Source organism: Streptomyces sp. 147326 (genome assembly GCF_045000215.1).
Classification (GTDB): domain Bacteria; phylum Actinomycetota; class Actinomycetes; order Streptomycetales; family Streptomycetaceae; genus Streptomyces.
The window spans coordinates 1,665,081-1,686,148 of the sequence record NZ_CP134201.1 but is presented as its reverse complement, the minus strand read 5'-3'; the positions used below and the strand labels follow the sequence as shown (position 1 = coordinate 1,686,148).

At 68.5% G+C, this 21,068-nt stretch carries 16 protein-coding genes and 1 pseudogene; 9 read left to right on the top strand and 8 right to left on the bottom strand.

Annotation, left to right across the window (positions count from 1 at the left end; genetic code table 11):
• Window positions 1-102: 102 nt before the first annotated feature.
• Complete coding sequence (locus RIU97_RS07695; RefSeq protein WP_404954477.1) at window positions 103-942, bottom strand: radical SAM protein; 840 nt, start codon at window positions 940-942, stop codon at window positions 103-105.
• Between the two features lie 552 nt (window positions 943-1,494).
• Between RIU97_RS07695 and RIU97_RS07690 the strand changes: the two genes are divergently transcribed.
• On the top strand, window positions 1,495-4,437 hold the full coding sequence (locus RIU97_RS07690; protein ID WP_404954475.1) for a hypothetical protein: 2,943 nt from the start codon (window positions 1,495-1,497) through the stop codon (window positions 4,435-4,437).
• Between the two features lie 7 nt (window positions 4,438-4,444).
• Here the strand turns inward: RIU97_RS07690 and RIU97_RS07685 are convergent, their stop codons facing one another.
• The 5 genes and pseudogenes from RIU97_RS07685 to RIU97_RS07665 all read right to left on the bottom strand — a co-directional run.
• The gene (locus RIU97_RS07685) at window positions 4,445-4,924 is read right to left on the bottom strand and encodes a hypothetical protein (protein ID WP_404954473.1); all 480 of its coding nucleotides are present in this window, start codon (window positions 4,922-4,924) and stop codon (window positions 4,445-4,447) included.
• A gap of 1 nt (window position 4,925) precedes the next feature.
• On the bottom strand, window positions 4,926-6,989 hold the full coding sequence (locus tag RIU97_RS07680) for a hypothetical protein (RefSeq protein ID WP_404954471.1): 2,064 nt from the start codon (window positions 6,987-6,989) through the stop codon (window positions 4,926-4,928).
• Between the two features lie 164 nt (window positions 6,990-7,153).
• Window positions 7,154-8,899: a hypothetical protein gene (locus RIU97_RS07675; protein ID WP_404954469.1), complete on the bottom strand. Its 1,746-nt coding sequence runs from the start codon at window positions 8,897-8,899 to the stop codon at window positions 7,154-7,156.
• Window positions 8,899-10,365, bottom strand: coding sequence for a tyrosine-type recombinase/integrase (locus tag RIU97_RS07670; RefSeq protein WP_404954466.1), 1,467 nt, complete (start codon window positions 10,363-10,365; stop codon window positions 8,899-8,901). The genes RIU97_RS07675 and RIU97_RS07670 overlap by 1 nt, the downstream gene beginning before the upstream one ends.
• 104 nt (window positions 10,366-10,469) lie before the next feature.
• Window positions 10,470-10,694, bottom strand: a pseudogene (locus tag RIU97_RS07665) (radical SAM protein); the annotation flags it as partial.
• 257 nt (window positions 10,695-10,951) lie between these two features.
• Here RIU97_RS07665 and RIU97_RS07660 point away from each other — a divergent pair.
• The 5 genes from RIU97_RS07660 to RIU97_RS07640 all read left to right on the top strand — a co-directional run bounded on the left by RIU97_RS07660 (window position 10,952) and on the right by RIU97_RS07640 (window position 16,035).
• On the top strand, window positions 10,952-11,125 hold the full coding sequence (locus tag RIU97_RS07660) for a hypothetical protein (RefSeq protein WP_404954463.1): 174 nt from the start codon (window positions 10,952-10,954) through the stop codon (window positions 11,123-11,125).
• Window positions 11,126-11,200: 75 nt separating this feature from the next.
• Window positions 11,201-11,644 carry an SRPBCC family protein gene (locus tag RIU97_RS07655; RefSeq protein ID WP_404954460.1) on the top strand — a complete coding sequence of 148 codons (444 nt, stop codon included), beginning with the start codon at window positions 11,201-11,203 and terminating at the stop codon, window positions 11,642-11,644.
• A gap of 147 nt (window positions 11,645-11,791) precedes the next feature.
• On the top strand, window positions 11,792-12,625 hold the full coding sequence (locus RIU97_RS07650) for a M55 family metallopeptidase (protein ID WP_404954458.1): 834 nt from the start codon (window positions 11,792-11,794) through the stop codon (window positions 12,623-12,625).
• A gap of 1 nt (window position 12,626) precedes the next feature.
• Window positions 12,627-13,988 (top strand): M20/M25/M40 family metallo-hydrolase, encoded by a 1,362-nt coding sequence (locus RIU97_RS07645; protein WP_404954455.1) that lies wholly within the window; start codon window positions 12,627-12,629, stop codon window positions 13,986-13,988.
• A gap of 13 nt (window positions 13,989-14,001) precedes the next feature.
• Window positions 14,002-16,035, top strand: coding sequence for a prolyl oligopeptidase family serine peptidase (locus RIU97_RS07640; RefSeq protein ID WP_404954452.1), 2,034 nt, complete (start codon window positions 14,002-14,004; stop codon window positions 16,033-16,035).
• A gap of 8 nt (window positions 16,036-16,043) precedes the next feature.
• Here the strand turns inward: RIU97_RS07640 and RIU97_RS07635 are convergent, their stop codons facing one another.
• Both RIU97_RS07635 and RIU97_RS07630 read right to left on the bottom strand, forming a co-directional pair.
• A complete protein-coding gene (locus RIU97_RS07635) occupies window positions 16,044-16,589 on the bottom strand; it encodes a hypothetical protein (RefSeq protein WP_404954450.1) in 546 nt (181 codons plus the stop codon).
• A 24-nt stretch (window positions 16,590-16,613) separates the two neighbouring features.
• Window positions 16,614-17,411: a hypothetical protein gene (locus RIU97_RS07630; protein WP_404954447.1), complete on the bottom strand. Its 798-nt coding sequence runs from the start codon at window positions 17,409-17,411 to the stop codon at window positions 16,614-16,616.
• A gap of 34 nt (window positions 17,412-17,445) precedes the next feature.
• On the opposite strand from RIU97_RS07630, the gene RIU97_RS07625 reads away from it, so the two are divergent.
• From RIU97_RS07625 to RIU97_RS07615, 3 genes are all read left to right on the top strand, one after another.
• The gene (locus tag RIU97_RS07625; RefSeq protein WP_404954445.1) at window positions 17,446-18,024 is read left to right on the top strand and encodes a GNAT family N-acetyltransferase; all 579 of its coding nucleotides are present in this window, start codon (window positions 17,446-17,448) and stop codon (window positions 18,022-18,024) included.
• Between the two features lie 4 nt (window positions 18,025-18,028).
• The gene (locus RIU97_RS07620; RefSeq protein WP_404954443.1) at window positions 18,029-18,928 is read left to right on the top strand and encodes an arginase family protein; all 900 of its coding nucleotides are present in this window, start codon (window positions 18,029-18,031) and stop codon (window positions 18,926-18,928) included.
• A gap of 87 nt (window positions 18,929-19,015) precedes the next feature.
• Entirely contained in the window at window positions 19,016-21,010 is a 1,995-nt protein-coding gene (locus RIU97_RS07615; protein ID WP_404954440.1) for a DUF5107 domain-containing protein, read from the top strand.
• Window positions 21,011-21,068: the final 58 nt, after the last annotated feature.

Below are 21,068 nucleotides of genomic sequence, written 5' to 3'. Positions count from 1 at the left end.
AGCCGAGGGTTCTGGGCGGAATCGTCCCGGAAACCATGCCTGGAAGGCGGGATTTGGCTGCTCATTGGCCCGATGTGATGAGCCTTCAGCGCCCGTCCGAGGTCACAGCAGGGTGAGCTGGGTGGCCCCGGCGGGAGCCTCCGCGGCGGGACGCTCGGGTGTCACGACCCGGTGGGCCTCGCCGCGCCGGGACGGCCCGATGCCGAATTCGGCCGCGAGTTCGTGGACTTGGCGGGTGATCTGGCGCTGGTACCAGGTGGGGGCGTACGAGCCGCCCGCGTACATCCGCCCGTACCGCTCCACGAGGTGCGGATGGTGCTCGCGCAGCCAGGCCGTGAACCACTCGCGGGCGCCGGGGCGCAGATGGAGTACCAGGGGTGTCACGGAGGTCGCCCCGGACTCGGCGATGGCGCGGACGGTGGCTCGCAGCTGCTCCGGGCGGTCCCCGAGGAAAGGGATCACCGGGGCCATCAGCACCCCGCACTCGATGCCGGCGTCCGTGAGGGTCCGTACGGCCCCCAGCCGGGCGGCGGGGGAGGGCGTGCCGGGCTCGACGGTCCGCCACAGCGAGGTGTCGGTGAAGCCGACGGAGACGGAGATCCCGACCTCGGTGAGCGCGGCGGCCTCCCGGAGGAGGGGGAGGTCGCGCAGGATCAGCGTGCCCTTGGTGAGGATCGAGAAGGGGTTGGCGTGGTCGCGCAGCGCCTCGATGATGCCGGGCATCAGCCGGTAGCGGCCCTCGGCGCGCTGGTAGCAGTCGACGTTGGTGCCCATGGCGATGTGCGCGCCGCTCCAGCGGGGCGAGCCGAGCTCGCGGCGCAGCAGCTCGGGGGCGTTGGTCTTGACGACGATCTGCGAGTCGAACCCGAGTCCGGTGTCGAGGTCGAGGTAGCTGTGCGTCTTGCGGGCGGAGATTATCCCGGCACTATTCGGGTCCCCCACAGGACGTGTCGCTTTATGGCTGCACAGGGTAACCAGCCCACACCATGAGCCGAGGCGAGTGTTGCGACGCTGGCGGGCAGGATGCCGCCGGCGTGGATCTGGTTGCGGTAGGTGCAACGGTCGTAGCTCCGACCCGCGATGAGCGCCTTTGGGCCATGGCAGGGACGGACGACGCTGCGGCTGAGAACCGGGACTGCCCAACGATGATGCGCCGTTTGGTTCGGCCGGCAGGACTTCAGCTTCTGTCAGGCTTCATTCGAGTTGCACAGCTTGCACCTGGTCACGCGTGGCTCTGTCTCATCGGGAATGGGCGGTCCTGGCACCCGGCCTGCGGTGCCGCGTGACGCCTGACGGGCGTCCACAATCCGTCCACTGCTTCCACGTAGAGCTGCCAGGCTCGTTGGCCGCCACGCCGTGATTACCACTGGCGCGAGCCGTCGGTGCAGCGCATCGTGGAACTAGTGGGCGTTGAGTGCGGAATGGGTGCACGGCGCGAGGCCGGAACCCGTTCCTCAGCGGAGCACGCACCGGCATTCCGGTCCGGAGTGAACAATGATTGAGCTTGAACCGCATAGTTTTTCCACCAGCGGAATCAAAATACTTGATCGTGCACTTGAACGAGCGTCGAATTCGCCGGAAGTTGCAAGCGCCTCAAGGCTACTTAGCGAGGGGGCGCGAAAAACGCTATGGGAGGAACTCGCCAAAAGCCGTGACGAAATGCTGTCGAGGGTAGCCCGAGAACGCCGCCGGCTGCAATCCGTTGAACTCGGACTGCGAGAGAGTGAATGGGCTGCGCGTCAGCAGTTTCCACCTATTATCGGTGGAGATAAAGATCTCGAAACCGCTGCAGGCAGGTTTGAGTCCAGGCACGGCGAAATTATCGCTCAGGCGCAAGAAGCAGGTGTTGACCTCTCTCCGTCAGTTTTGGAGATGAAGCCTTTTCAGCAGCTAGCACGGGAAACTCCAGGTGCCCCGAAGCGCCCAGAAAATTCTAGCCAAGAAATTTCCCTCAGCAAGCTTGTGAGCCAGCTACGCAATGAGGCACTTTCAGCACTCTCGGCCACGTCGATACTGGAGGAGGAAATATGGGAAGACTTTATTGAACCCCCCGGTAGAGAGGGGAGCGAACTGGCTCTCCAGTTTCTCCTTAAAGGTAAGCTTCAAAGGTTTTATCACCATTATCTTCAGTTTAAGAGAGCCGTGTCTCGGCGTGAGCAGTTGATTAGGTACTATCTCATGCTGCGCCTACGGGAGCCCGAGTACATCACAGGAATTGCCGAGCTCGAGTCATTGAGTCTTTCACTGGAAGACTCCTTGCTGAATGACGCCGTGCTTCCCGAGTTTCGCCGGCTACTCAACGAGAGTCTTACTGGTAGAAACGTAACCAGAATCCGAGTCCAGGATGCGCCGGGGCTGCACGACCCAAGCCCTGACACGCCTACACCCACTCGCGCTATCACTCGAATCCAAGAGTTGATGCAGAGCAACATGAATGGAATGAGCATTGGGCTCGCCGGACCTCGTGGTGCGGGAAAGACAACGGCGATAGAAGGATTCTGCACCGGAAGAATAAATTCAGGCGGTTCGGAAATCCGAGACGAGCTTCTCGGGGTCAAAGTGTCTGCGCCAGTGGCATACGATGCCCGAGAGTTTATTTTGCACCTCTTTTCTGAGGTGTGTCGAAGAGTGCTTGAATTGAATGGAGCGTCAGATGAGGTGGATGAACATGAATTGGAGGGCAAGTCGTGGGCTGGAGTGTATCTGATTTGTGGAGGGTTTGTTGGGTCGGTGCTCCTTGCTGTAGGAATGGCTATATGTGCACTCTCGCTCCGAACTGAGTTTACGGACGACTCGGCCATTGTCATGGCGTCTGGACTGACGATTCTGGGAGCTGCTGCACTAGTAACGCTGCGAAGATGGCCCCGAAAGCATAGTCGTGGTCAACTGCGCTTCTTTAGATACCGCGTCCGAATAAGGGCGGCCTCCCTTCAATTCGAAGGTTCGTTGCCCGGCGCAGACGTACTGATTGTCGCGGGTTCTGGGATATTGGCCAGTTGTGTGCAGCTGGTGGATCCTCGTGAACCAGCTGGATATCTGCTGGGTTGCGTAGCGCTTGCATTGAGCGCTGTGCCACTAGGAATCAATAGGGCTATTCATCGCGCTCCGGAGGAGACTCGACTTGCGCGCAACCCGCTGGAGGGATCCAAATATCCCTCTTGGCTAAGTGCATGTCTGCTCTGGAGCTTCACACTGCTCTGTTCATCCGGCGTGGCGATGGTCGCGCTCTCGATTTGGGAAAGACGCGTAAGTCTGGCAACCGTAATAGGTTGTGGTCTCGCACTCTTTGGCTGGGGCATTCTATGGATTCTCATGGGGCAGTCGCGGCATGCTCCCGGAATATCCTACACTGATATTGTTTCCGAGGCTGGCTTGGTGATACAGGCGCGCGCTTGCCTCGACGCTATCAATTTTCAGCGAATATTCAGCATGGAGCGGTCGGCCATCGTCCGTCTAGCCGGCACCCCCAAGCTTCCAGCGGGGTTCGAATCTCAGTTGAAGTCGGGGATGTCCTGGTCGAAGCAACCACAGAGCTATCCTGCTCTCGTAGACAGGTTCCGCGAATACATTGAGGCCCTGGGTCGCGAATACACTGTGATCATAGGTATTGACGAATTGGATAAACTGGGATCTGCGGCGACAGCAGAGAATTTCCTGAACGACATAAAGGGAATATTCGGGATCCGTGGATGCTACTTCTTGGTATCGGTCTCAGAGGAAGCCGCTGCGAGTTTTCACCGGCGTGGGGTCCCGTATCGTGATGTCTTCGACAGTTGTTTCGACGATATCGTGCATGCTGACTATCTGGACCACGAATCAGCTCAAAATCTTCTGTATGAGAGAGTTACCGACATTCCTCTACCGTTTGTTGGCCTCTGCTACGCTTTGTCGGGCGGCCTGGCGCGTGACCTTATCCGCACTGCGCGCAGCCTCGTGGAATGCGCGGGTGAAGAGATAGACGTGGCCACTGCGGCCGAATTGTTGTGTCGTGCCGAGGCGATATCGAAGACTCGCGGGATTCAGTATGAACTCTCGCTGATCTCGGGGAACCCTGCGGTCTCTGATCTTCTCACTCATGTGGCAAACATGACGCGAGGGGCTACGTCGACTACCCAATATTTGGCGTGGAGCGAGGTTGTGTCCCGCTGGGTCACTCGGATGGCTAAAGTTGCAGCGCGAGAGGCCGAAGGAGTCGGCGGCAATTGTACGTCCGCAGTTCACCTGGCTGCCGAACTGTCGGCCTTCTATCTATTTTTGGCAACTGTACTCGAGTTCTTCGGTGACGTCCTGGGTGGCATTAGGATGCAATCCGTCGAAGAGTACGGGAAGTATGTTGAATATCTCGACCTTCTTGCGTCGGTTCGCCAATCCCTGGCGGTGAATCCTCGAATATCGGTGAGTCGTGTCGAGAATATTCGCAGCGTATGGCATCCTTGAGAGTGGATCACATTTTCGAAGGGTCGTGTACGCGTAGGGTGCGCATGTTCCTGGGCTCAGATAGGTACTCCCTGAGGCTGATAATTTCTTCATGCTGGGCGGCCAGGCGAGAGAGTGCCTTCTTCTGGAAGTTGGTGAGTTCCTGGATCCTGTCGTTGCGTTTGGCTACGCGCTCCTGCAGGTCCTGGTTGGCTGCCTTGAGGCGGGCGATCTGGGCGTCCCGTGGGTCCACGACTTTCCCAGCCTCCTGAAGCATGGCGAGGCGCCGTAGGAATTCCTCGCCGAGATGCTGGTACGGGCCGGGTCGCTCCGAACCGTCGCGGTTTTTCTTTGCGTAGAATCCGGTGCGCGGGACGCCGGCCTCGGCCGCCAGTGTCTTCAGGTCCAGCTTCCCGCCGTTCTGGAGGTCGCCGCGCAGGAGACGGTCCATCGCCGCTCGGACAGCCTCTTCGTTTTGGGCCTTCACGTCGTCTGTCAGCCGTGCCATGTCACTGCCCATCCCTTGCTGAGGCGGTGAGCGCAGCGGCATCGATCTCTTCCAGTACCCGCCGACTTCGGTCCACATCAGCTTGGAGGGCCGCCTTCGCTACCTTGTTGCGGCCGATGGTTCTGAGGAAGACCTTCTGGCTGTCGTGACTGCTCTGCCAAACCTCGCGGTGGCACGGGTGGTGTGTGGCCTGCGAACACCGGGCGGAGTCGCACATCCCGACCATCGGTTTGCTGTCGGCCTTGGGTGTGGTGCCGGCGAGTTTCCAGCACAGCATCTTGTCCGGATCGCGGTTCCAGCAGTAGTTCGCCACCCCGACGTGCAGGTTCTTGGCCTCACGCTGTAGCAGGTTCTCTAGGCGGCGATCACTGTCCAGTACTTTGGCTTCGCCCGCCTCGTGTTCTCTGAGCTCGGCGTCGATGTGGGTAAACGCGGCTATCAGCCCTGACGCACCTGGCCCGGCTGGCATGACCCCCTTCTGGAAGTCCCTGAATGCCTCGCGCGTCAGCTCGACATGATGTTCTTCCTCTGCCTCCCGGACCTCCTCGAGGAAGACGCCCTGCGATCCGCCGGGTAGGTGCGCGTATCCCTCGGTGGTCGCCACACTTACGTGCTTGAGGTGGATCTTCGCGGCCAGCAGCCCCATGGGCCGGTGGGCCAGGGCGAGCGCCAACGTGCGTCGGAGCATACGGGCGTTGACCGGCCCCGCCGGAATGATCGGTAGTCCGAGGCGCTGACCGGCCGGTCCGTTCACCCATTCCCGGAACCCCGTGTAGGCCTTGCCGACGTCGAGCGTCTCGCCGCCGAACAACGCACTGTTGCTGTTGGGGTCTGAAAAGCGGATGGCGAGTTGGACGGCCCGGTACGGCTCCTCGATGACAACCCATTCCTCAGGGGTGCCTCCGAACTTACGGCCCTTGATCAATCGTGATCCGAGCCGGTGGCGGACGCCGCCGCCGATTGTCTCGGTCGGTGGTAGGCACGAGGACGAGTCGAGTTCTTCGAGTTCGCTGGCACGCATGCCGCTGATCGCGGCCGTGACCAGCAGGCAAGCCGACAGCACGACCTTGGACAAGGCCCGCAGCTCGCTTCCTTCTAGAGGCAGCGTCCACGGGATCTTGACCGACGGCTCGTCGTGGCGCGGGACGAGTTCGGCTCGCAGGCCACAGTCCCCGCCGACTCCCACCGCCGCTACGGCGGCCTCCCAGGCCGGTCTCAGCATCGCCAGGTCACGGGCGTTGAAGTTGCGGACGCCGATGACCATCTGCGCGAATCGCTGTGTGTTCACCGTCAGGAGCGGGTCGTCCCGTCGCCAACCCTTGTTGACGCGGAGACTAACCTTGTTGCCCACCAACCGTGGGAACGGCAGGCCGTCACGGGCATACTCCTCGATAGCGGCCAGGATTCGACTGCGGTCGGTTCCGGTCAGTGACCGGTGCTGTGGCATAGCCCTTGCGGATGCTGCGAAGTCAAGGAATTTCCTCAGCTCGGCGGCGACGTACGGGCCGATCGTGTCCACGATGTAGAGGGCGGAATCTAGCATCGGTTGGAACACGTTGTCCGGAACAGGCGGGGTCACATTTCCCGCGTTGCGTTGTATCCATCCTGCTACCTGTCCCGCGGGCCGCCCATCCCACGGGAAGAACCCCGATGTGTAGGCGTCCGCCGTGAACAGTTCCCCGTACCTGGCGAGGTACAGGATTGGCCTGACGATGCTAGCCAAGCTGCTGGGCTCGATCTCCCCGGTGCCGTCCATACGTCGCCTCCGGATCTCGAGGTAGGCGTCGCAGTGCTCCTGCCGGACGTCTTCCAGCGTCACGATGCCCTGCCCGGTGAGGTGGTTGAGCCAGTGGGTGAGCGCCATCAGCGTGCCGTAGACGCTGTTCGGTTTGATGGGCGTGCGAAAGGCGTGCGGAAGTTCAGCCACAGACTCGTGGTTCGGCACGAGCAAGGCGAGCACGAGTTCCTTCGCGACCAGCCGCCAAGCCGGATTGAGGATCGGGGCGAAGCTCCACCGCTTGTAAACCCGTCTCATGGACGCCGGTGCGTGAGCGAGGCCTTCCAAGATCCACAGATCCTCTTCGAAGCGAGGGCGGTGTGCGGTGGGAACCAGCTCCAGTCCGGCCGCCTCGCAAATGTCCACATGTGCGAATGGGGACCGGTTGGAGAGTGAGGACGGGATGGGTGCATATGCCCGGACTGGAACGGTTGGCATGACTGCCGCAATCGTCATGCGGTCAACTCCTCGGGCCGAAGCGGGATCTCCGCGTCACGATCGATGACGGTCATGGCGGCCCGTTCCAGTACGGCAGTTGGGAATCTGGCCAGGATGTCTCGCTCCAGCCGATCGGCGTACGGGCCGAAGATGGCGATGAACTGGGCATTGGTCATCTGGCGGAACTGGCGGGAGAAATAGGCCTTGAGTCGGAGTAGGTTTGGCGCATGCCGGGGCATGAACACCGACAGCGGGCAGAGCAGGCAGACCCAGGGCCGAGCCGGGCAAGGTTTCCCTTTTGGTCCGTGAATCCCGGCCAGCTGGTTCTTGCACGATGCGGTGAACACGTCCCGCTCGCCGCCAAGCAACTCCGCCAACTCATCTCCGTCCAGCCCGAGTCGTGCTGCTGCGTCCGGTAGGCCGGCGGCAACAGAGGCCAGTTCGTCTTGAGTCAGTACGGTCGGTGGCAGGGCCTTGCGTAGAACGTCGGCCTGGGCCTCCTCGACGATCGTCCCGATGGCGTCCTTCTGTGCTGGGGTCTGTGCGCTGGCGTAGTGGTCTCCTTCGACCCCTGGAGTGTGGTTCGGGTCGATCGTGGTGCGGCCCGTCCACGAACGTCGAGCACCGATGTTGATGTGGGTCTCGCGGATACGGGAGGCATGGATCTGGAGTGCCTGGCCTGAGTCGTCGAGTACGCCGTGGAGTGAAACCAGTTCCCGTTGCTGTTTCGCGCGGTCGCCGCCCTTGTCGATGTTCACGACGACGTAGGGCGATGTGGATTCGGCGAGAGCGGTCCGCCGCCGGGCGAGGAGCCAGAGGTCTTCGCGCAGCTCAGGTGCCGCGATGTTTCGGAGCGGGGCGGAGAGAGCCAGCCATCGTTCCAGCAGTGCGACAGCCCGCTTGGTGATCGTCACGGCCTCCGGGCCGCTTCGTCCCTTGACGTAGTCCATAAGCACGGTGCTGTTACCAGCCCAGGTGATGCCGTCCAGGCCGAGATCGGCGATGCCGTCCGGGACGACCCCTGTGTACATACCGAGAAGCAGGCGGTGGGCATGCATGACGTACGCGGACGGGTAGAGCGCACTCCTCAGCTTCGGTAGGTCTGCCTTCACCCACTGGCTCTTCTGGGTGCAGCCCGTGGCCGCGATGAGCTCTCTGCTGGACATTGGGCCGTGGTTGAGGAGTAGCCAGGCCACGTTCTCCCGGCTCATTCCGTACTCACGAGGATCGTCTCCTGAGGCAGCCAGTTCCAGCGCGCTCTTGTGACCCTGCCAGGCCTCGTTCGCTAGCCGTCGCATGACGTCCTGGAGTCGCTGCCACTCGCCGTCCGTGTACGGTTTGTGCGGCTCGGACGCCGGTCGTGATTTGAGCGCCCGGCCCTCCAGATGGACCCGTACTTCCTGGCGTAGTGCGCCGGTCTCCCGGTCGTACCCGGACAACAGCGCTCGGGTCTTCGCGCCGTGGTAGTAGTCGAATGCGAGCCAATGCTTCACCATGTTCGACCTGCTGAGATCTGCGGCTCGGCCGATGAATCCGTCCCTGGACAGGTGGGTGACCATCGTCTTCAACGTGGCGACGTGACCCCTGACGGTGGAGAGCTTGGTGATCCTCCCGTGCGGGTGGATACACGAGGTCAGGCCGAGGGCCAGATCAGTGGCCAACGCCAGGTTCTGGGTGTCATCCAGCCGCGCTGTCCAGCGGGTTCCGTCAGGGAACACGCACTCGACTCGAAGCGGTTCGTGGTGCACGGTTGCGGGCATCAGATGCCACCTTCATTGTCGAACTCTTCCGCAGCCTCGGCCCGTGCCGCCGAACCGAGCAGGCCGCTCCGTGATCCCGCCCGCTCATAGGCCTCCCGAAAGATGCGCTGCGTATCGAGACGCATCAGATAGACCTCTGTGGTGGAGGTGCTGGAATGTCCCAACAGGTCGCGCAGGACCAGGATTGGCTCGGACTTCGTCAGATACAGCGCGAGCGCGGCGTCCTCGTCGGTGTCCACGACCAATTGCGCGGCTTGCTGGTAGTAGCCCTTGATCAGAGCTTCCATGGTCGCCATCGCGAATGTGTGACGCAGGGTATGAGGCGTAACGGTGGGGAATCGCGGCTCAAACCGTTCCCGGATGCGCTGGGAGGTGCGCCGGAAGACGGTTCCCCAGTCGATGAACGGCTCACCGTTCGACTGCAGCGCCACCAGCGGCGAGGTGCCGTCGGGAGCCACCAGACGTCGTCGCTCGATCGGGCCGAGGCGACGCCAGGAGACAGCACGCCCGTTGACCTTGGCGCCTTCCCAGTGAGGGTCTGCGATGACTAGCGGGTCGCCGAGACGTGAATCTGGCTGGTAGGTGCTGCCGTGCGTCGCCACGTCCCGGTCCAGGTCGATGTACTGACGGACCTCGGCAAGGGCGCCGTAGTTGATCCAGGTTTCTCGCGGTTTTGTCCCCTTGGTTACCGCCTTCGCCAACGGCCACCGGATGGGGACACGGGTGCGCCGTGCCGGCAGGTCCGGAATCTCGTAGGTGAGCAGGTGCGTGAACTCCTGGGCTCGCAGCCCGGACGAGACCACCAGGCTGCCCATTGCCGCGTTACGGCCAAGGTGGCGGCCGCGGAAGCGGTCCGGCGCGGTGTCTTCTTCGCCGTCGGGCGTCAGACCTGCCAGCCCGCGTAGGAAGACGTCCTTGAAGTCGGCTTCCAGGTACTTGACGGTCACGTGAGGCTTCGCCCGCCTCACGGTCGCGAGGTTCCGCGTCTCTTCGTGGGGACCGGTCGAGCTGTAGTGGGTGACCTGGGCGTATGTGAACGGTACGTCCGTGCACAGACCCTCCCGGAGCGCCCACTTGTAGAACCCCGAGACGATGGTGATCCGGTTGTTCCAGGTGGACCCGTCCCAGCGGACCTCCAGTGGACCGTTGAACCGGTGCTCGGCGAACGCGCTCAGCACGGCGCGCAGCTGTTGCCGGTCAGCGAAGGGATGCACCTGGCGGCCGTGAAGGAACTCCAGCCAGGTGCGAAGGGCCTGCGCGTACGCCTTCCATGACTTCGCTGCGGGGACGCCCATCGTGGGAAGTTCCCGCAGCCATCGGTTGACGGCGACGGTGGGTCTGGGCGTCCCGTTGTCTTCGAATCGCAGATCCTCATCGATGAGAACGGGCGTGCCTTCCCGGATCAACGGCTTCCGGCCGAGGCCCCACATGTCCCACCCAGCGGGTGAGAAGTAGGTCAGGTACATGCGCTTCACGCTAGAAAGCGACACGCCTGATTGCCGAGGATTCCGATGGAATCACTCGGACGGGTGAGGCGCAGAAAGAGACACTGCAACTAAGCAAGGAGAACGAAGCAGTACACACAGGCGTGGCTGCAGCCGCGGTACGGGTTGACGGTCCATTCGAACGGCATGCGCGAGGCGCCGGGCACCCGGTTGACGATCGAGCGGGCCCGCACCTCGTGGAAGGTGATCCCGCGGAACTCGGGGGTGTCGAAGGTCCGCGTCACGACGGCGTCGGCCCCGAAGAGCGCGGCCGGACCCGCGGTGCCCTCGGTCAGGTTCTCCCAGCGCATGGTGCGCCTCCCTCGTAGCTCTGCAGAGAGAATAGAACAAATGTTCCCATGATCGTGCGGGCCGAGGAAACCGCTGGTCGGTGATGTGCGTGGGGTGGCAGGCTGCGCCCCATGGCGGGATGCAGACTCACGGTGTGCCTTCCGAGCGGGGCCCGGGACCGGCTGGAGGCGGCGATCGGCGAGGCGACGGCGCCCTTCCGGTACGACCGCGGCGGCGACATCTCCCACGACCTGCGGATCTGGGACCACTGGCGGATGTGCGGAGGCGCGGACCGGATCGGCTACCGGATCCGGCCGGGCTGCACGGAGCCTGCGACGACCCCGAGACCTGCCCGCACGCCCCGCCGGGGGCGGGCCGGGGCGGCCCGGGCGCGTACCTGGCCCGGCTGCCCGCCGACACCCTGCTCGTGTCCGTCCGCTGCCACGTCTGACCCGGATTTGGGCCACCGCCCCGGAGGTGGTTGGCTTCGCCGTGACGAGCGGACACAACTGCTGGAGGAACAGGCATGGCGCAGGTCGAGGCCACCACGGAGCGCATCATCGGAGCCGACGCGGAGACGGTCTTCGACACGCTGGCCGACTACAGCGGAACCCGGCAGAAGCTGCTGCCCGAGCACTTCAGCGAGTACGAGGTGCGCGAGGGCGGCGACGGCGAGGGCACCCTCGTCCACTGGAAGCTCCAGGCCACCAGCAAGCGCGTGCGCGACTGCCTGCTCGAGGTCACCGAGCCCACCGACGGACAGCTCGTGGAGAAGGACCGCAACTCCTCCATGGTCACCACCTGGGTGGTCATCCCGGCCGGCGAGGGCAAGTCCAAGGCCGTCGTCACCACCGTCTGGAACGGCGCCGGCGGCATCGGCGGCTTCTTCGAGCGCACCTTCGCGCCCAAGGGCCTCGCCCGCATCTACGACACCCTGCTCGCCAACCTGGCCGCCGAAGTCGAGGCCTGAGCCCGGCCGTTGCCGGTGGGGCCGGGTACACGGCCTCACCGGATCGGGTGAACTGAACGGACCCGCGGGGGCCGGGCGTGGCCCCGGGCCGGGGAGGGGTGCGGCGGTTAGTGTGGGGCCCTGCGCATCCGACCGCACGGGGGCCCGATGAAGATCCTCATCTCCGCCGACATGGAAGGCGCCACCGGCGTCACCTGGCCCGCCGACGTCCTGCCCGGCACCCCGCAGTGGGAGCGCTGCCGGTCGATGTTCACCTCCGACGTCAACGCCGCCGTGCTCGGCTTCTACGACGGCGGCGCCGACCAGGTCGTCATCAACGAGGCGCACTGGACCATGCGCAATCTGCTGCTGGAGCGGCTCGACGCCCGCGCGGAGATGCTCACCGGCCGCCACAAGACCCTCTCCATGGTCGAGGGCGTCCAGCGCGGCGACGTCGACGGCATCGCCTTCGTCGGTTACCACACGGGCGCCGGCACCGAGGGCGTCCTCGCCCACACCTACCTCGCCAACTCCATCACCGGGGTCTGGGTCAACGAGGTGCGCGCCAGCGAGGGGCTGCTCAACGCGCACGTCGTCGCCGAGTACGGCGTCCCCGTCGTCCTCGTCACCGGCGACGACCTCACCTGCGTCGACGCCGCCGGCTACGCCCCGGACGCGGTGACCGTCGCGGTCAAGGACCACGTCTCGCGCTACGCCGCCGTCTGCCGGACCCCCGCCCGCACCGCCGCCGACATCCGGGCCGCGGCCAAGGAGGCGGCCGCCCTGGCCGTACGGTACGAGCCGGTCGGCGGCGGCCCGTTCGCCGTGGAGCTGGAGTTCGACGCCGAGCACCTGGCCATGGCCGCGACGGTGGTCCCGGGCGTGGAGCGGTGCGGGGAGCGCAGGGTCGCGTACACCAGCGAGACGATGTACGAGGGGATCCGCGCCTTCAAGGCGGTCACGACGGTCGTCTCGGCGGCCGTGGAGGAGCAGTATGGCTGACATGCACGCAATCAATGACGGGGCACCCGCCGAGGCCGACGGCGCCATTGACGAAGCGGCCCTCGACGAGGCCGTCGAGTTCACCTCGGGCCTCATCCGGATCGACACCAGCAACCGGGGCGGCGGCGACTGCCGCGAGCGCCCCGCCGCCGAGTACGTTGCCGAGCGGCTCGCCGCGGCCGGGCTGGAACCGGTCCTGCTGGAGCGCACCCCGGGCCGCACCAACGTCGTCGCGCGGATCGAGGGCGCCGATCCCACCGCCGAGGCCCTCCTCGTCCACGGCCACCTCGACGTCGTGCCCGCCGAGGCCGCCGACTGGACCGTGGACCCCTTCTCCGGCGAGATCCGCGACGGAGTGGTGTGGGGGCGCGGCGCCGTCGACATGAAGAACACGGACGCGATGGTGCTGGCCGTGGTACGGGCCTGGGCGCGCGCCGGAGTGAAGCCGCGGCGGGACATCGTGATCGCCTACACCGCCGACGAGGAGGACAGCGCGGTCGACGGGTCGGGCTTCCTCGCGGAGCGGCACCCGCACCTCTTCGAGGGCTGCACGGAGGGCATCAGCGAGTCCGGAGCCTTCACCGTGCACACCGGCCCCGGCGGCCGGGCCCTCTACCCGATCGCCGCCGGCGAACGGGGCACGGCCTGGCTGAAGCTGACCGCGCGCGGCACCGCGGGGCACGGCTCCAAGCCCAACAAGGCCAACGCGGTCAGCCGGCTCGCCGCCGCCGTGGCACGGATCGGCGAGTACGAGTGGCCGGTCCGGCTCACCGACACCGTCACCGCCTGCATCACCGAACTGGCCGCCCTGCAGGACCTGTCGGTCGACCCGCGCCGGCCCGGCTTCGACCTCGACACGGTCCTCGGCAAGCTCGGCCCGGCCGCCGTCCTGCTGGAGGCGACCGTGCGCAACAGCGCCAACCCGACGATGCTGAGCGCCGGTTACAAGCTCAACGTGGTCCCCGAACACGCCACCGCCTACGTCGACGGACGGACGGTGCCGGGCGGCGAAGCCGAGTTCACCGCCACCCTGAACGAGCTGACCGGCCCCGACGTGGACTGGGAGTTCCACCACCGGGAGGTTTCGCTCCAGGCCCCGGTGGACGGACGGACGTTCGGGATCCTGCGCGAGTCCGTCGAGCGGTTCGACCCGGACGGGCACGTGGTGCCCTTCTGCATGGCGGGCGGCACCGACGCCAAGCAGTTCTCCCGCCTCGGCATCACCGGGTACGGCTTCTCCCCGCTGAAGCTGCCGCCCGGCTTCGACTACTGGGCCCTCTTCCACGGCGTGGACGAGCGGGTCCCCGTCGAAGCCCTGCACTTCGGTGTCCGCGTCCTCGACCACGCGCTGCGGTCCCTGTGAGCGGGGCCCGGTGATGGCGGCGCCGACCCGGCCGTACGGAAGCTGGCCCTCGCCCATCGAGGCCGCGCTCGCCGCCGCGCTCGACGGACGGCCCGAGTACGTCGGCACGGTCGGCCCCGAGGTGTGGTGGACCGAGCCCCGGCCGCGCGAGGGCGGCCGCCGCACCCTGGTCCGGCGCCGACTCGCCGACGGGGGCGCCGAGTTCACCGAGCTGCCCGCTCCGTGGAACGTGCGCAGCCGGGTCACCGAGTACGGCGGGCTGCCCTGGGCCGGAGCCGAACGGCCCGTCGGCGGCCCCCTGCTGGTCTTCGTCCACTTCGCCGACCAGCGGCTGTACGCGTACGAGCCCGACGCGCCCGGCGCCCCGGAGCCACGGCCCCTCACCCCCCTGTCCGGGACCGGCGGCGGACTGCGCTGGGCCGATCCGGTGCTGCGCGGCGGTGAGGTCTGGTGCGTGCTGGAGGAGTTCACCGGGCCCGCGCCGACCGATGTGCGCCGGGTGCTGGCCGCCGTACCGCTCGACGGATCGGCCGCGGAAGACCGTTCGGCCGTAAGGGAGTTGACGGACGGCCGGCACCGGTTCACCACCGGCCCCCGGCTCTCCCCGGACGGCCGGCGCGCGGCCTGGCTGGCGTGGGACCACCCCCGGATGCCCTGGGACGGCACCGAACTGAAGCTGGCCGAGGTCACCGCGGACGGAAGGCTGACCGGGGTCCGGACCGTGCTGGGCGGCCCCGAGGAAGCGGTGGCCCAGGTGGACTGGACGGCCGGCGGAACCCTCCTCGCGGTGAGCGACCGCGGCGGCTGGTGGAACCCGTACGGGGTGGACCCGGAGACGGGCGAGGCCGTCAACCTGTGCCCCAGGGAAGAGGAGTTCGGCGGCCCGCTGTGGAAACCCGGGCTGCGCTGGATCGCCCCCCTGCCCGACGGCGCCACCCGGGCCGCGGGTGCCGGGGGAGGGCTCCTCGCCGTCCTGCACGGCCAGGGTTCCCCGGTGCTCGGCATCCTGGACGCCGAGAGCGGCGACCTGGTCGACGCGGCCGGGCCGTGGACGGCCTGGCAGCCGACGCTCGCCGTGCACGGCACCCGCGTCTACGGGGTCGCCGCCAGCCCGCGCAGCGCGTACGAGGTCGTCGAACTGGACACCGCGACCGGGCACGCCCGGGTGATCGGCGCGCAGGGCGTGGACCCGGTGGACCCGGCCTACTACCCGGAGCCGCAGAGCCGCACCTTCCTCGGCTCCGACAACCGCCAGATCCACGCGCACGTCTACCCGCCGCACCACCCCGCCTGCCGGGCCCCCGCCGACGAGCTGCCCCCGTACGTGGTGTGGGCGCACGGCGGCCCCACCGACCACGTGCCGCCCGTACTCGACCTGCACATCGCGTACTTCACCTCGCGCGGAATCGGCGTGGTCGAGGTCAACTACGGCGGGTCCACCGGCTACGGGCGCGCCTACCGGGAGCGGCTGCGCGGGCAGTGGGGCGTGGTGGACGTCGAGGACTGCGCGGCGGTGGCCCGGGCGCTGGCCGCCGAGGGCACCGCCGACCCCGCCCGGCTCGCCATCCGCGGGGGCAGCGCGGGCGGCTGGACGGCGGCGGCGTCGCTGGCCGCCACCGACCTGTACGCCTGCGCCGCGATCATCTACCCGGTGCTGGACCTGCTGGGCTTCGCGGAGGAGACCCACGACCTGGAGTCCCGCTACGTCGAGAGCCTGGCCGGGCCGCCGCAGACCCTCACCGTGCTCTGCCGCGAGCGCTCCCCGGTCGCCCGCGCCGACCGGATCACGGCGCCGTTCGTCCTGCTCCAGGGCCTGGACGACGCGGTCTGCCCGCCGGCCCAGGCGGAGCGCTTCCTGGCCGCCCTGCGGGGCCGGCCGGTGCCGCACGCCCCTGTGCCGCACGCCTACGTGGCCTTCGCGGGCGAAGGCCACGGCTTCCGCCGGGCGGACACCATGATCCGGGCGCTGGAGGCCGAACTGTCCCTGTACGCCCAGGTCTTCGGCATCGACCGGACCGACGTCCCCCGGCTGGCGCTGGAGGCCTGAGCGGCCGGTCAGGCGGGGATGCCGGCGGGCCCGGGCGCGGTCCGCACGCTCCACCAGACGGAGTCGAGCAGCAGGGCGCCCGGGGCCATGCCCGCGACCGCCGCGATGACGGCCGCGGAGCAGCCGCAGGCGGCCAGCACCAGGCCGACGGCCCCACAGGCGGACATCGAGGCCGCCAGCAGCCGGAGCGACGGCATGCGCCAGACCGCCGCGAGGCCGAAGAAGTGCAGGCCGACGACCGGGGCGATCCAGCCGACCGTGGCCTGCGGGGCGTGCAGCAGGCGGTTGATGACGAAGAGGCCGGCCGCGACGACGGCCACCTCGGCGGCCACCACGAGGAGGTAGCCCCGCCCGAACCGCCGCGGCGCCGTGCCGCCGGTGGCGGCCGAGGGCACGCGGGAGCGGCGCAGCGCGATGAACAGCGAGATGAACGCGGCTATCGCGAGGAAGCGCAGGGGAAGGGCGACGGCCGCCGGCAGGGCTCCGGCGTTCGCCTGGACGAAGAAGACTCCGAATGCGGCGCCGATGAGCCCACTCGTCTGATGCGATGTCATGTCACCCAGCCTGATCGAAGTCGATCATGATGCGCAAAGCGGTGGGCCGCCGTGCTGTGCCGCCCTGCGCCGCAGGTAGTGGGTCCTCTCGCTGGTGCGCAGCCAGACCCGCAGCGGGCCGATGGCGGTGAAACCGCTGCGGACCGCGATGTCCAGGTCGGCCCCGCCCTCGTAGCCGACGACGTCCAGGTCCGGCCGGCGGGCGGCGATCGAGGTGAGGGCGCCCGCCCAGGCCGCCCCGGCCGTGGCCCCGTCACGGGCGAACAGGTTGGAGACGCCCACCACACCGCCTCCGGTGCTCGCGACCGCCCCGGCGACGATCCGGCCCCCGGCGTCCCCAGCGGCCCGGCCCGCGAGGAAGGCGATGCCCTCGCGGAGCAGGGACGGCCGGAACAGCCCGGTGCTCTCCTCGCCGTCCCAGGCGGCCTCCCAGGCCGCCAGTTCCCCGGCGCCGGTCACCTCGGACCACTCCAGGCCGGAGGAGGCCGCCTCCGGAAGCGGAACGCCGGCCGGGCGGTGGATCCACTGCGCCTCGAACAGCACCTCGAACCCGTCCCCGGCCAGGTCCAGGCAGGCGAAACTGTCCTTCACCGAGCAGCCGGGGGAGTCCGTGTCGATCCACTGGAGGACGGACTGCGCCGGGACGCCCGCGTCCAGGGTCACCGCATCGGGGTACAGCGGCGGGGTCCGGCTCGTGCTGAGCCACAGGTACTCGTCGTCGTACTGGGGCGACAGGCCGTGCGCCGCGCACACCGCGTCGCACCACACGGCGTTGTTCAGCGCGGCCCGGCGCAGCACCGTGCTCGTCTCGTCCTTGATCACGCGGTGATGGTGCCACACGGCCTAGCCTGGGGCGATGAGCTTTTCGACCTACCTCCGGGAGGGCGAGCGCGTGGCCCTGCGCCCCCTCCGGCTCGCCGACGGGCCCGAGTTCACCGCACGCGCGCACGAGAGCCGCGAGCTCCACCACCCGTGGCTGGCGCCGCCCGCCACCCTCGAGGAGTACGAGCCCTACGCGGCCCGGCTGACCGACGGCGAGGGCCGCGCCGGGTTCCTCGTCTGCGAGCGGGAGACCGGGGCCATCGCCGGCTTCGTCAACGTCAACAACATCGTGCGCGGGGCCTTCCAGTGCGGGGCCCTCGGCTACGGGGCCTTCGCGCACGCCGCCGGGCGGGGCCTGTTCCGCGAGGCCCTCGGGCTCGTCCTCGCCCACGCCTTCGCCCCGGAGCCCGCCGACGGCCTCGGACTGCACCGCCTGGAGGCCAACATCCAGCCGGGCAACACCGCCTCGATCGCCCTCGTGCGGGGCGCCGGCTTCCGGCTGGAAGGGCTCTCCCCCGACTTCCTTTACGTCGACGGGGCCTGGCGCGACCACGAGCGCTGGGCGGTCACCGCCGAAATGCCGCCCCCCGAGGGGGTCCGTCGCACAGGATGAGGGCATGCGAACCCTCGTGCTCCTCGACGCCCCGTCCAACCTCGGCCTGCGCCCGCCCGCGCCCGGCACCGTACCCGGCGTCTACAAGCTCGCCGGGGCCCTGCGCGAACAGGGCCTCCTCGCCCGCCTCGGCGCACGCGAGGGCGGGGTGGTGGTCCCGCCGCGCTACGACCGCGGCGACTGGCGGGAGGGCGACGGCGTGTTCCACGCCGAAGCCCTCGCCGCGTACACCGTCACGCTCGCCGACCGGATCGAACGCCACCTGCGCGCCGGTGAGTTCCCCGTCGTCCTCGGCGGCGACTGCTCGATCCAGCTGGGCGCCGCCCTCGCCATGCGCCGGATCGGCCGGTACGGACTGGCCGCGATCGACGGCTCCGCCGACTTCCGCCACCCCGGCAACGAGGCGGTGAACGGGCCCGTCGGCGCGGCCGGCGGCGAGGAACTCGCCCTCTCCACCGGGCGCGGCCAGGCCGGTCTCGCCAACCTGGAAGGGCGGGCCCCCTACCTGCGGGACGAGGACGTACGGCTCTTCGGCCTGCGGGACGGGGACCCGGACCTCGCGGAGCTGCACGCGGCCGGGATCTCCGCGGCCACCGTCGGGGAGATCCGCGAGCGCGGGGCCGGACCGGTGGCGCGGGCGGCGCTGGAAGGGCTGCACCCGCCGGACACCGCGGGGTTCTGGGTGCACCTGGACGCCGACGTGCTGGACCCGGCCGTCATGCCGGCCGTGGACAGCCCCGACCCCGGCGGGCTGGTCCCCGACGAACTCGCCGAACTGCTCGGCGTGCTGGTGCGTTCGCCGCGCTGCGTCGGGATCAACGTCACCATCTACGACCCGGACCTGGACCCGGACGGGCGTGCGGGCGCACTCCTGGCCGACCTGGTCGCGGGTGCCTTCAGGTAACCCTTGCGCACACCTTTGCGTAATCCTGACCGGTGGTGATCCGCGGAACCCCTGTGCACCGGCCGCCGTGGCGTGTTCCATTTCCCCATGGCCACCACCGTCCGCCGCGCCGCACTGACCCTTCCCGCAGCCCCGTTGGGCGCCGAGAACCCACTGCCCGCCCTGCGCGCGCCCGACGGCGTGCACGACCTGGACGAGCTCCCCCAGCTACCGCTGGGAGGTGCCCCCAGGCGCGCGGGGCTGCCGCGCGACATGGCACGGCAGATCGGGTACGAGCCGCTGCGCTCCCTGCTGCCCGTCCGGATCCGGGACGGGTACCGGCGGGAGCGGTCGGAGCGGGAGTTCGAGTCGGTCGTCATCGAGAACGAGCACCTGAGGGTCACCGTGCTCCCGGAGCTGGGCGGGCGCGTCCACTCGCTCGTGCACCTGCCGACGGGACGCGAACTGCTCTACCGCAACCCGGTGTTCCAGCCAGCCAACTTCGCGCTGAACGGGGCCTGGTTCTCCGGCGGCATCGAGTGGAACATCGGCGCGACCGGCCACACCACCCTCTCCTGCGCCCCGCTGCACGCCGCGCTCGTCCCCGCCCCGGACGGGGGCGTGATGGTCCGGCTGTGGGAGTGGGAACGCCTGCGCGACCTGCCCTTCCAGGTGGACCTGTGGCTGCCCGCGGAGTCGGAGTTCCTCTACGTCGGCGTCCGCGTGCGCAACCCGCACGAGCGGCCCGCGCCCGTGTACTGGTGGTCCAACATCGCCGTCCCCGAGGACGAGGGCACGCGCGTGCTCGCCCCCGCCGACGAGGCCTGGCACTTCGGGTACGAGCGCGCGCTGCGCCGCATCCCCGTACCGGAGTGGGAGGGCGCGGACCGCACGTACCCGCTGCGCAGCGGGTACCCGGCCGACTTCTTCTACGAGGTCGAGCCCGGGGCCAGGCCCTGGATCGCCTCGCTGGACGCGGCCGGGCAGGGGCTCGCGCAGACCTCCACCGGGCGGCTGCGCGGGCGCAAGCTGTTCGTCTGGGGCGCGGGCGGCGGCGGCCGGCGCTGGCAGGAGTGGCTGACCGAACCGGGCACGGGCGGCTACGCGGAGATCCAGGCCGGCCTCGCCCGCACCCAGCTGGAGCACGTACGGCTGGAGGGCGGCGGGGAGTTCAGCTGGCTGGAGGCGTACGGGCCGCTGGCCGCGGAACCCGCGGCGGTGCACGGGGCCGACTGGGCGGCGGCGCGCGGCGCGGCCGAGCACGCGCTGGCGCGGGCGCTCCCGGCGGAGCGGGTGGAGGCGGCGTACAAGGCGTGGCGCGAGTGCGCCGACGCCGAACCGGGCGAGCGGCTCGCGCAGGGCTCCGGCTGGGGCGCGCTGGAGGTGATGTGCGGGGGCTTCGCACTGCCGGGCACCCCCTTCGGGGAGTCCACCCTCGGCGAGGAACAGGCCCCGTGGCTGGAGCTGTGGCGCACGGGCGTCCTCCCCGCCCCACGGCGGGTGGTCCCGCCGGGCCCGAGCCTGGTCGCCGCGCACTGGCGGGACATGCTGGAAACGGCCCCCGCGGATCCGCTGACCGAGTACCACCTGGGCGTGGCGCAGTGGCACGCCGGGGACGTGGCGCAGGCCGTACGGAGCTGGGAGCGCGGGCTGGCGCTGGCGCCGTCGCGGTGGCCGCTGCTGAGGTGCCTGGCGGTGGCTGACGCGCTCGCCGGGGATCCGGCGCGGGCCGCCGACGGGTACGCGGCGGCCTTCGAGGACCTGGCGGGGGAGAGCCGCGGCGGCGACGCGTGGGCCCCGGCGGAGGCCGCGCTGGGCTGCGAGGCGATGACGGCCCTGCTGGCCGCCAACCGCCTCCCGGAGGCCCGCCGCGTCTGGGACCGGCTCCGGCCGGCCCTGCGGGAACAGGGCCGCTTCCGGCTCCTCGCCGCGCGGCTGCTGGCGGCGGAGGGTCATGTGGCCGCGGCGCGGCGGGCCTTCGAGGACGGCTTCGAGATCCCGGACCTCCGGGAGGGCGAGGAAACCCTGTCCGAGGTCTGGTCCGCCCTCACCGACCGCCCGCTGCCGGCGCGGTACGACTTCCGCATGCGGCCGCCCCTGTAGCCGCCCGCGCGCGCCGCCACCGCCGGGGCCGGCCCCTCTGGAAGCGGGGCCGCGCGGG

Excerpts from the sequence above, each read along its gene's own strand:
- RIU97_RS07655 (WP_404954460.1), top strand. The coding sequence starts at position 11,201 with ATGGCGCAGGTCGAGGCCACCACGGAGCGCATCATCGGAGCCGACGCG.
- RIU97_RS07615 (WP_404954440.1), top strand. The coding sequence starts at position 19,016 with ATGGCCACCACCGTCCGCCGCGCCGCACTGACCCTTCCCGCAGCCCCG.
- RIU97_RS07685 (WP_404954473.1), bottom strand. The coding sequence starts at position 4,924 with ATGGCACGGCTGACAGACGACGTGAAGGCCCAAAACGAAGAGGCTGTC.
- RIU97_RS07645 (WP_404954455.1), top strand. The coding sequence starts at position 12,627 with ATGCACGCAATCAATGACGGGGCACCCGCCGAGGCCGACGGCGCCATT.
- RIU97_RS07620 (WP_404954443.1), top strand. The coding sequence starts at position 18,029 with ATGCGAACCCTCGTGCTCCTCGACGCCCCGTCCAACCTCGGCCTGCGC.
- RIU97_RS07635 (WP_404954450.1), bottom strand. The coding sequence starts at position 16,589 with ATGACATCGCATCAGACGAGTGGGCTCATCGGCGCCGCATTCGGAGTC.
- RIU97_RS07625 (WP_404954445.1), top strand. The coding sequence starts at position 17,446 with ATGAGCTTTTCGACCTACCTCCGGGAGGGCGAGCGCGTGGCCCTGCGC.
- RIU97_RS07670 (WP_404954466.1), bottom strand. The coding sequence starts at position 10,365 with ATGTACCTGACCTACTTCTCACCCGCTGGGTGGGACATGTGGGGCCTC.
- RIU97_RS07640 (WP_404954452.1), top strand. The coding sequence starts at position 14,002 with ATGGCGGCGCCGACCCGGCCGTACGGAAGCTGGCCCTCGCCCATCGAG.
- RIU97_RS07650 (WP_404954458.1), top strand. The coding sequence starts at position 11,792 with ATGAAGATCCTCATCTCCGCCGACATGGAAGGCGCCACCGGCGTCACC.
- RIU97_RS07690 (WP_404954475.1), top strand. The coding sequence starts at position 1,495 with ATGATTGAGCTTGAACCGCATAGTTTTTCCACCAGCGGAATCAAAATA.
- RIU97_RS07675 (WP_404954469.1), bottom strand. The coding sequence starts at position 8,899 with ATGCCCGCAACCGTGCACCACGAACCGCTTCGAGTCGAGTGCGTGTTC.